Below are 9,923 nucleotides of genomic sequence, written 5' to 3' on the forward strand. Positions count from 1 at the left end.
TCCACGCGGTGGATAACCGGAGGTCCGGTGAACCTGGCGAATCTCGACCTCAACCTCGTCGTCGCCCTGCGAGCGCTGCTCGAGGAGCGCAACGTCACCAGGGCGGGACAGCGCGTCGGCCTGACCCAGCCCGCGATGAGCGCGGCGCTGGCCCGCCTCCGCCGCCACTTCGACGACCCGTTGCTGTCCCGCACCGGCTCGCAGTACAGCCTCACGCCGCTCGGCGCCGTGCTCAGCGACCGCGCCGCGGCCGCGTGCGAGGTGCTGGAACGCGTGTTCAGCAGCCAGGCCAGCTTCGACCCGGCCACCGACACGCGCGAGTTCACCCTCTTCAGCTCCGACTACGGCGCCACCGTGCTCGGCGTGCCCCTGGCCCGCGCGCTGCACGAAGAGGCCCCTGGGGTCCAGCTCACGTTCCACCAGACCTCGCCCGCGTTGCTGGAGAACCCCGGCACGCTCCTGAGCACCGTGGACGGTCTGCTGCTCCCCCACGGCGTGATCGACGGATTCCCCGCGGTCGACGTGTTCAGCGACCAGTGGGTGTGCCTGGTGGCCGACGACAACCCGGAGATCGGCGACGAGATCACGCTCGACCAGCTCGCGCGGCTGCCGTGGGCGGTCTACCAACGGCCCTATGACGCACCGGTCACGCGCCAGCTGAGCATGCTGGGGATCAGTCCCCGCGTGGAGGTGTCGGTGCCCTTGTTCCACCTGCTGCCCATGCTGGTCGCGAACACCAGGCGGGTCGCGCTCGTGCAGAAGCGGCTGATCGACCTCTCCCCCGCTCCCGGCGTGCGCGTCCTGCCCTCCCCGTTCCCCTCCGTGCCGCTGCAGGAGGCCATGTGGTGGCACCCGGCGCACAGCCAGGACGCGGGCCACGCCTGGCTGCGCGAGGTGGTCGGGAAGGTGGGCCAGGCGGTCGACGGCTCATGACCGGCGTCCGGCGTCATCCCGATCGAGCGGCCACGTCACCGGACTCGGCTCGGGGCGTCACGGTGTGCCGTTCCGGCCAGCCCCCGCCGGCCCGGACCGGCGACCGGCGGATCACGCCGGACTGCATCACGAACTCCACCCGTGCGGTCGCGGTGATGTCGGTGAACGGATCACCGGCGACGGCGATCAGGTCCGCCACCGCACCGGGGCGGATCCGGCCGAGGTCGGGTCGCCGCAACAGGTCCGCGGCGACGCCGGTGGCGGCGCGCAGGGCCCGCAGAGGGCTGATGCCGCTGCGGACCAGCCAGGTGAACTCGCGCCAGTTCTCGCCGTGCGGGATCACGCTGGCGTCGGTGCCGAAGGCGATCGCCACGTCGCTGTCGGCGAGCTGAGCGGCGTTGGCGCGCAGCTCTTCGGCGTGTCGCCGGATCTTCTCCCGCAGGAAGGCGGGCCGGTCCCGCCAGTGCTCGTCGTCGTCCAGCTCGTCGACGAAACCGAGCTGGGCGTACAGGGTGGGCACGAGGAAGGCGCCGCGCTCGGCGATCAGCGCGAGCGTGGTGGCGGAGACCAGGCTGGCGTGCTCGACGGAACGCACCCCGGCGAGCACCGCCCGCCGGACCGCCTCGTCGTTGACGGCGTGCACCGCGCACGGCAGCTCCAGGTCGGTGGCCGCCGCCACCAGTGCGCGCATCTCCTCGAGGGTGTAGGTGACCTGCGTCGGCTGGTCACCCGCCGACCCGAAGCCGCCGCTGGCCGCGAACTTGATCCAGTCCGCGCCGTGGCGCGCCTGTTCCCGCACCTTGCGCACCACCTCCGCGGTGCCGTCGCCCAGCGTGCCGACCTCGATCCCGTAGCGCGCGGTCAGCTCCGGCTGCTTGTCGCCGTGACCTCCCCTGGCCGAGATCAGGTTGGGCGCCACGACCAGCCGGGGTCCTTCGACGACGCCGTCGGCCTGCGCCCGGCGCAGGTCGACCGTGATCGGCTGGTCGGCGCACCCCAGGTCGCGCACCGTCGTGAAGCCGTTGTGCAGCAACTGCCGCAGCACGGGCAGCGCGGCCAGGGCCTGGTGGGCGACCGAGCCGGTGGCCAGAGCGCTGTCCAGGACGTGGACGTGGCAGTCGATGAACCCCGGCAGCAGCGTCCGCGCGCCCAGGTCGACGGTCCGCACGCCGTCCCCGGCGTCGACCTCGCGGCCCACGTCGACGATCCGGCCGCCCCGCACCAGCACCTTCAGCCGGCCGGCCGGCCGTTCCGCCACCCCGTCCCAGACACGATCGGCCACCAGCACCACTTCGTCGTCGTGATCACCACGACGTGACTCCGTCGATTCAGGCACGCCCCAGGCTGCCCACCCACACCGCCACACCGCTCAACGACCACCCGGAAGCGTGAACTTGATCTCCAGTTAACTGGAGCTCCTAGGGTCCCCTCCAGGTAGCCGGTCGAGGTGGGGACGTGGTTGTGATGCGTGCTGTTCGTGTGCATGAGTTCGGCGGGCCCGAGGTGCTCGTCGCCGAGGAGGTGCCGGACCCGGTCGCCGGACCGGGTCAGGTCGTGGTCGGGCTCGTCGCCGCCGACGTGATCTTCCTCGACACCCTGCTGCGCCGGGGCTGGGGCCTCGAGTTCTTCCCCACGCACCCGCCCTACGTGCCGGGCGGGGGCGGCGCGGGACACGTGCTGTCGGTGGGCGAAGGCGTCGACCCGGCCTGGGTCGGCAGGCACGTGATCGCCCGTGGACCCGGTGGTTACGCGGAGCGGATCGCCTTCCCGGCGGAGGACCTCGTCGCGGTCCCGGACGGGCTGGACCCGCTCCGGGCCGCGGCCGTGGTGCACGACGGGGTCACCGCGCTGAACTTCGCCCGGCGGGCCGGGATCCGGGAGGGCGAACGGGTGCTGGTCGCGGCGGCGACCGGCGGCGCGGGCTCGCTGCTGGTGCAGCTCGCGCGCGATGCCGGCGCCCGCGTGGTCGCCGCCGCCCGCGGCGAGGAGAAGCTCGCGCTGGCCAGGGAGCTCGGCGCGGAACTGGCCGTCGACTACTCGTCCGACGGCTGGCAGCAGCAGGTCCGCGACGCGGTCGGAGGCGTCGACCTGGCCTTCGACGGCGCGGGAGGACCGCTCGGCAGAGCCGTGTTCGAGACCGTCGTGCCCGGCGGCCGCTTCCTCACCTACGGCACCTCGGACGGGTTCGCCGACATCGACCCGATGGCAGCGGAGCAGCGCCAGGTGCGCGTGGACACCCCGTTGGCGGAAGGGCCACCCAGCCCGGCGCTGGTGCGGGAGCTCCTCGCGGAAGCGCTCTCACTCGTTGCGCGGGGCCGGATCCGGCCGGTCATCGGCGCGACGTACCCGTTGGCACAGGCCGAGAAGGCGCACCGGTCGCTGGAGGAGCGCACCACGCTGGGCAAGTCCCTGCTGGAGATCCAGCCGGCCGAGCGCGGCACCTCGGCGTTCTAGGGGACGAACGAGGCGAGCTGCTCGTCCAGCCACGGGTAGAGCTCCTCGGCCTTCGTGTTCAGCCTCGACTTCAGGTACCGCGTGGAGTCGTCGGCCAGCACCTCGACCGCACCGTTCGCCACGGCGTCATAAGCCTGCGCGACAACGCTCTGCGGGCTCTCCTTCGGGACGTCCCAGCGCGCCGCCATCGGGGTGTCGACCATGCCGACGAGCAGGCCGACGACCTGCGTGCCCTGGCCGCGGAGCTCCGTGCGCAGCGCGTTGGTCGCGGACCACATCGCCGCCTTGGACGCCGCGTAGCCGGTCGGCACCGTGATCCAGGCCGCCGTGGACAGGATGTTCAGCAGCGTCCCGCCGCCGTTGGCGGCGAGCACGGGGATGAAGGCCCGCGTGACGCGCAGCGTGCCGAAGAAGTTCGTCTCGAACGTGCGGCGGAGTTCCTCCTCGGGCCCCGCGATGGAGTCTCCCGCGGGCGCCACGCCGGCGTTGTTGATCAGCAGGTCCACGTCGGGCGCGGCCTCGGCCGCCAGGGTGGCGTGAGCGGGGACCGTGAGGTCCAGGGTCAGCGGCCTGATCCGGTCGTCGCGCCACTGCTTCGGGCTGCGCGCGGCCGCGTAGACCCGCACCGCGCCGCGGTCGAGGGCCTGCCGCGCGAACTGCTCTCCGAGACCGCCGTTGGCACCGGTGACGAGCACGGTGCGGCCGTCGAGTGACTGGTTCACCTAGACTCCTTCCAAACTGGGGAGCGTCCCCGGAAGCAACTATGTGGGGACACTCCCCACATAGTCAAGGAGGAGTGTTCATGGCGACTGCCGGCGAGGCCTCCGGTCCCGCGAAGCGACCGATGCGGGCGGACGCACAGCGCAACCGGGACGCGATCCTCGCCGCCGCACGGGAGATCTTCGAGATCGAAGGGGTGCTCACGTCACTCGACGGCATCGCCCTGCGCGCGGGCGTCGGGAACGCCACGCTCTACCGCAACTTCCCCACCCGCGACGACCTGCTCGCCGCGGTCATGCACTCGGGCATCACCGCCGCGCTGGCCGAGGCCGACGAACTGGCACGCACCCGGCCACCCCGCGAGGCGCTCGCCGAGTGGCTCGTCCGGCTCACCTGGCGGCTGCGCATCTGGCACGACCTGCCCTACTGCCTCGCCACGGCCTTCGACGACGACACCTCCCCGGTGAAGCCCGCCACCGACCCGCTCATGACCCGCACCGGCACCCTCCTCGACGCCGCCCGCGCGTCCGGCGACGTGACCGGCGACGTCACGACCGAGGACGCGTACCAACTGGTACTGGCGCTGTCCTGGGCGGTCGACCGCTTCGGCGACGACGAGGCGGCCGCGCGGCGGCGGGTGGCGATGGCGACGGCCGGGATCTTCGCTTCCGCGTAGCCGGTTCGGCCGCGGCAGATCGAGGTGACCGCACACCGTCAGGCGACGATCGCGACAGCCCGGATCGCACCGAACCGCTCAGCCGCCGCACACCACCGGACCCACCATCCACAGTGGACCGTGCAGGGAGACCGCGCGGAACGCGCGCCCGCTCGACCTGCACGTGGAGGACGGGACGTACGTCCTCCGTGACAGCCCCGGCCTCGGCCTGCGCGTCGACGAGGAGGAGGTCGCCGCGTCGAGCCACCTGCTGCCCCACCCGCTGTCCGCCGGCCCGCACGTCAGGCCGGAGCGCGCCGGGCACCGCCTGCACGGCGGCGAGGCGGGTCAGGAAGCCGGGGTGACCGTCCTCAACGCATGACGAGCACCAGACGCCGATCCCGGGGAGATCACCACGGTGCACCGCCGTCGTCCGCAGCGTCCGAAGTGGACTTCCGTGCGACCGGCGGAGGTGACTTCCGGGCGGTGGCGGCTCACCCGGAGGCGTCCGCTACCGCGTGAGCCGCCCAGGATCCCCGCCGGCGGCACGACGCACGAGCCACGCCTCGGTGATGTGGGTGAACATGGCTTCCGCGGCGCCGGACCCGTCGCCGGCCGCGATGCGCTCGTAGATGCGGCGGTGTCCCTCGTTGGACGCCCTGCACATCTCCCGTCCGCTCCTGCCCTGGTACCCGGTCGTGTTGATGACCTGCCCCTCCAGGGAGCGCACCACACCGCGGGCGATGCGGTTGCCCGAGGACTGCATGATCGTGTCGTGGAACCGGCGGTCGTGCTCCTCGTAGGCCGCGGTGTCGTCGACGAGCTCGTCCATCCTGTCCACCAAGGCGCGCAAGCGGTCCAGGGTGTCCCGGTCGGCCGAGCGCGCGGCGACCTGCGCCATGTCGGACTCCAGCAACCGCCGCGTGACGACCACGTCGTCGAGGACCGCGAGGCTCTCGTCCTCGGCGATCACCGCGGCGAGCACCGACTCGTCGAGCATGTTCCACTGCGACTGCGGGGTGACGGTGGTGCCCGCTCCCTGGCGCACCCGGACCAAACCCTTCTCCTGCAGGATCTTCACCGCTTCGCGGATCACCGTCCTGCTCACCGAGAAGGTCTCGCAGAGCACCGGTTCCGGGGGCAGCGCGGAGCCGGGGGCGTAGCTGCCGCGCACGACCCGCTGCACGAGCTCCGCGGTCACCGCCGCGGTCAGGCTGGCGGGCCGGCGCGTCCACCCCGGGCTCGCGGACGCGCCGGGCCGCGGCTGCGGACGTGTCGCTGACATGGTGCCTCCGTTGCGCTGCACAGCCACGTTGACCGCGATTCGACAGTATAAGTACGACCATTGACGTCACACGTCATACGAGTTACGTTCGCGATGGTTTCCTGAAGCGGGTGTCACACCACTTCCTACGGATTTCGGCGCACCAGCCACCGTGGTCGACCTCAACCACCACGGCAGCACCACTGTCCATTAAGGACACGGTCCTGTCCCGTACGCCGCAGCGGGAGGGTGATCCAGCCACACACCAGGAGGTCCCTTGTCCACGTCCTCGTCCCCGTCCGCGCGCGGGCGGATCGCGTTGGCCGCCACCGCGGTGGTGATCGGCGCGCTCGCCACCGCAGCCCCGGCCACCGCCTCTGCCCTCCCCACCTCTGCGGCCACCGTCTCTGCGGCCACCACCCTGTTCGCCTCCCCCTCCGGCACGGGCACCGCCTGCACCGCGGCCGAACCGTGCGCGTTGCCGGCGGCTCAAGCCGCGGTGCGGTCGCGCACCGGCACGATGTCGGGCGACATCGTCGTGGAGCTGGCCGACGGGGTGTACCGGCTCGCGCAGCCACTGCGGTTCACCGCGGCCGACTCGGGCAACAACGGGTACCGGGTGCTGTGGCAGGCCGCCGCGTCGGCCCGGCCGGTCATCAGCGGCGCCAGGGCCGTCACCGGCTGGTCGGTCGCCGACGCGGGGAAGAACGTCTGGCGGGCGAACGTCGGCGCCGGCGTCGACAGCCGCCAGCTCTACGTCGACGGAGCCGTCGCCACCCGCGCCAGGACGCAGGTGAACCGGGCCGACTTCACGTTCACCGACACCGGCATGCGGTTCTCGAACAGCGCCCTGAACTACCTGAACAACCTCGCGAACCAGAACCGCGTCGAGGTGGAGAGCGTCAACTCGTTCACCGACCGCTACTCGCCGGTGCAAAGCATCAGCGGGAACTTCCTGACCATGCAGCAACCCGCGTGGAACAACAACACCTTCGGCTACGACACGCTCAGCAAGCCGCACCGGGCGGGCCCCCTCTACCTCGCGAACGCCTACGAGTTCCTCGACGCGCCGGGCGAGTGGTACGTCAACCCGGCGGCGGGCGCGCTGTACTACATCCCGCTCGCCGGGCAGAACATGAGCACCGTCACCGTGGAGCTGCCGGTGGTGCAGTCACTGGTCAACGTCGGCGGCACCTACGACGCGCCCGCGCGGGACATCACGTTCGCCGGGATCACCTTCAGCGGCACGTCGTGGCTCGGCCCCAGCAGCAACCAGGGATTCGCCGACCAGCAGACCGGCGCCTACATGGCGGGCAACTGGAACTGGCCGGCCGACCGGATCAACTCCTGCCAGAGCGGGTGCGCGCAGTTCGAGGCGGTGCGGCCGCACTGGTCCCAGATGCCCGCCGCGGTGCAGGTGTCGGCGGCCAGCGGCATCACCTTCACCGGCTCGCGGTTCCTCAACCTCGGCCAGACGGCGATCGGGATCGGCAACGACGCCAACGCGCACGCCAGCGGTGTGGGACTCGGCGCCTCCGGCATCACGGTCACCAGGTCGGAGATCGCCCGCAGCTCGGCGGGCGGCATCGTGGTCGGCGGCGTGCGCGCCGACGCCCACCACCCCGGCGACCAGCGGATGGTCAACAGGAACATCACGGTCAGCCACAACCGCATCCACGACCTCGGCATCGAGTACCGGGGCAACGTGTCGGTGCTGAACACTTACGTCAGCGGCGCGACGGTGGCCCACAACGAGGTCTACAACATGCCGTACTCGGGCCTGTCCCTGGGTTACGGCTGGGGCGCCAACGATGCCGGCGGCAGCAACCACTACGCCAACCGCGGGCTGTACAACTACCAGCCCCGGTACTCGACGCCCACCACGGCGTCCGGCAACCGGCTCATCAACAACTACGTGCACGACGTCATGCAGCAGATGACCGACGGCGGTTGCATCTACACGCTCGGCTGGAACCCGAGCTCGGAGATCAGCGGCAACCACTGCCTGCGCACCAACGGGTTCTTCGGCCTGTACTTCGACGAGGGCTCCAAGTACTACCGCGCCACCGGCAACGTCTTCGCCTCCACCGGCACGTGGGCGACCGCGAACTACTGGGGTGGCGAGAACATGGGCAACTGGACGCTCACCGGCAACTGGTCGACCAACAACAGCACCAACGTGACCAACGGCGACCGGGGTAACGTCGTCAACGGCAACGTCGTGGTCACCAACGGCAACTGGCCGGCCGGAGCCCAAGCGGTCATGGCCAACGCCGGGCCGTCCGGCACCGGTGGCGGCGTCCGGGAGAACGTCGCGGTCGTCGGCGCCCAGTCGAACCGCTGCCTGGACGTCGCCGGCACGAGCAACAACACCCAGGCACGGCTCTGGGACTGCGGCGGTGGCGCCAACCAGCGCTGGAGCCACACCGCCGGCAGGCAGCTCGTGGTGCAGGGCAAGTGCCTGGACGCGTCCGGCCAGGGCACGGCCAACGGCACCGCGGCGATCCTCTGGGACTGCCACGGCGGCGTGAACCAGCAGTGGAACGTCAACGCCGACGGCAGCATCACCGGGGCGCAGTCGGGGCTGTGCCTGGACGCCAGCGGGAACGGGACCGCGAACGGCACGCCCGTGCACCTGTGGTCGTGCCACGGCGGCACCAACCAGCAGTGGACGTTGCGCGGCTGAACCCAGGAGTGCGGGCCCGCTGCCGCCGGGCCCGCACTGCCCCTGCACAACCAGCCCACCGCCGGAACGACCGGGCGGCGGGCCGGCCGCGCGCGGAAGCGACGGAGTGGATCCGGGCGGTGGATCGGGGCACTCGAATCGGAGCAGTCGAATCGGAGCAGTCGTATCCGGGCCGCCGAATCCGGGTCAGCCCGATCGGAGGCGCCGAACCAGGGCGATCGAATCAGGCCCGGAATGAGCGGAAGACCAGGCCGACGGAGCTGCGGCGACGCGCTCCACAAGTGACCATATGTTAACGCTAACTTCAGTGGTTCACCGTTCGACGCAGCATCGCCACGAGGCATTCGACGAATTCGACGTGCGTCTTGGGAACGCTCCCTTCTTTTGCTCGTCCGTTCAGCCGAACCTCCACAGGAACCTGTCACTGTCGTCTTGTGAGCGTGAACAAGGTGGTGCCACACTCCTGTACGGCGCCGTCCCGACAAATCACAAACTTCGCAACGCCCGGCATTCGGGCAAGTCGTGGAAAGTGTGGAAGATGAAACTGACATCGAGGTCAGTGTCACTCGTTCCGATCATCGCGACGGTGGCCGCAACGGCTCTCGGAGCGACATTGATCGTGACCGCTACGGCGAATGCGGCGACGACTTTGGGGGCTGCGGCGGCGCAGTCGGGTCGTTACTTCGGCACGGCGGTGGCGGCGGGCAAGCTGGGTGACTCGACGTATGTGAACATCTTGAACACGGAGTTCACCATGGTCACTGCCGAGAACGAGATGAAGTGGGACGCGACGGAGCCCAACCGGGGTCAGTTCTCCTACTCGGCGGGTGATCGGATCCTCAACCACGCGGTGGGCAACGGCAAGCGGGTGCGGGGGCACGCGTTGCTGTGGCACCAGCAGCAGCCGGGCTGGGCGCAGGCGTTGAGCGGGGCGGAGCTGCGGCGGGCGGCGATCAACCACGTCACGCAGGTCGCGACGCACTACCGGGGGAAGATCCATTCGTGGGACGTGGTGAACGAGGCGTTCGCCGACGGGGGCAGTGGTGGGCGGCGGGACTCGAACCTGCAGCGCACGGGCAACGACTGGATCGAGGAGGCGTTCCGCGCGGCTCGTGCGGCCGATCCGGGTGCGAAGCTGTGCTACAACGACTACAACACCGATGGGATCAACCCGAAGTCGACCGGGATCTACAACATGGTGCGGGATTTCA

Annotated in this window: 9 protein-coding genes; 6 read left to right on the top strand and 3 right to left on the bottom strand. The window is 70.8% G+C overall.

Annotated elements, in window-relative coordinates; all coding sequences use genetic code 11:
- Positions 1-27: 27 nt before the first annotated feature.
- Positions 28-933, top strand: coding sequence for a LysR family transcriptional regulator (locus tag BMW88_RS33300; RefSeq protein WP_089958717.1), 906 nt, complete (start codon positions 28-30; stop codon positions 931-933).
- A 13-nt stretch (positions 934-946) separates the two neighbouring features.
- Here the strand turns inward: BMW88_RS33300 and BMW88_RS33305 are convergent, their stop codons facing one another.
- Complete coding sequence (locus BMW88_RS33305) at positions 947-2,269, bottom strand: metal-dependent hydrolase family protein (protein WP_218148297.1); 1,323 nt, start codon at positions 2,267-2,269, stop codon at positions 947-949.
- A 128-nt stretch (positions 2,270-2,397) separates the two neighbouring features.
- Here BMW88_RS33305 and BMW88_RS33310 point away from each other — a divergent pair, with 128 nt between their 5' ends.
- Complete coding sequence (locus tag BMW88_RS33310; protein WP_089958758.1) at positions 2,398-3,387, top strand: zinc-binding dehydrogenase; 990 nt, start codon at positions 2,398-2,400, stop codon at positions 3,385-3,387.
- Here the strand turns inward: BMW88_RS33310 and BMW88_RS33315 are convergent.
- A complete protein-coding gene (locus tag BMW88_RS33315; RefSeq protein ID WP_089958721.1) occupies positions 3,384-4,109 on the bottom strand; it encodes an SDR family oxidoreductase in 726 nt (241 codons plus the stop codon). The two genes, BMW88_RS33310 and BMW88_RS33315, sit on opposite strands and share 4 nt — an antisense overlap.
- Before the next feature lie 80 nt (positions 4,110-4,189).
- Here BMW88_RS33315 and BMW88_RS33320 point away from each other — a divergent pair, with 80 nt between their 5' ends.
- Together BMW88_RS33320 and BMW88_RS33325 are read left to right on the top strand one after the other, a co-directional pair.
- Positions 4,190-4,783, top strand: coding sequence for a TetR/AcrR family transcriptional regulator (locus tag BMW88_RS33320; RefSeq protein WP_089958760.1), 594 nt, complete (start codon positions 4,190-4,192; stop codon positions 4,781-4,783).
- A 163-nt stretch (positions 4,784-4,946) separates the two neighbouring features.
- On the top strand, positions 4,947-5,144 hold the full coding sequence (locus BMW88_RS33325) for a hypothetical protein (RefSeq protein WP_089958723.1): 198 nt from the start codon (positions 4,947-4,949) through the stop codon (positions 5,142-5,144).
- A gap of 129 nt (positions 5,145-5,273) precedes the next feature.
- Here BMW88_RS33325 and BMW88_RS33330 read toward each other — a convergent pair whose 3' ends face one another.
- Complete coding sequence (locus BMW88_RS33330; RefSeq protein WP_089958762.1) at positions 5,274-6,047, bottom strand: FadR/GntR family transcriptional regulator; 774 nt, start codon at positions 6,045-6,047, stop codon at positions 5,274-5,276.
- Positions 6,048-6,303: 256 nt separating this feature from the next.
- On the opposite strand from BMW88_RS33330, the gene BMW88_RS43690 reads away from it, so the two are divergent.
- Both BMW88_RS43690 and BMW88_RS33340 read left to right on the top strand, forming a co-directional pair.
- Positions 6,304-8,712 (top strand): RICIN domain-containing protein, encoded by a 2,409-nt coding sequence (locus tag BMW88_RS43690; RefSeq protein ID WP_245778224.1) that lies wholly within the window; start codon positions 6,304-6,306, stop codon positions 8,710-8,712.
- 538 nt (positions 8,713-9,250) lie between these two features.
- The coding region (locus BMW88_RS33340; protein WP_143116390.1) for an endo-1,4-beta-xylanase at positions 9,251-9,923 on the top strand (673 nt) is incomplete at its 3' end.

The organism is Lentzea xinjiangensis, assembly GCF_900110955.1.
In the GTDB taxonomy this organism is placed as follows: Bacteria; Actinomycetota; Actinomycetes; order Mycobacteriales; family Pseudonocardiaceae; genus Lentzea; species Lentzea xinjiangensis.

Bases quoted from the DNA above. Each gene is read 5' to 3' on its own strand.
- BMW88_RS33310 (WP_089958758.1), top strand. From the start codon at position 2,398: ATGCGTGCTGTTCGTGTGCATGAGTTCGGCGGGCCCGAGGTGCTCGTC.
- BMW88_RS33320 (WP_089958760.1), top strand. From the start codon at position 4,190: ATGGCGACTGCCGGCGAGGCCTCCGGTCCCGCGAAGCGACCGATGCGG.
- BMW88_RS33330 (WP_089958762.1), bottom strand. From the start codon at position 6,047: ATGTCAGCGACACGTCCGCAGCCGCGGCCCGGCGCGTCCGCGAGCCCG.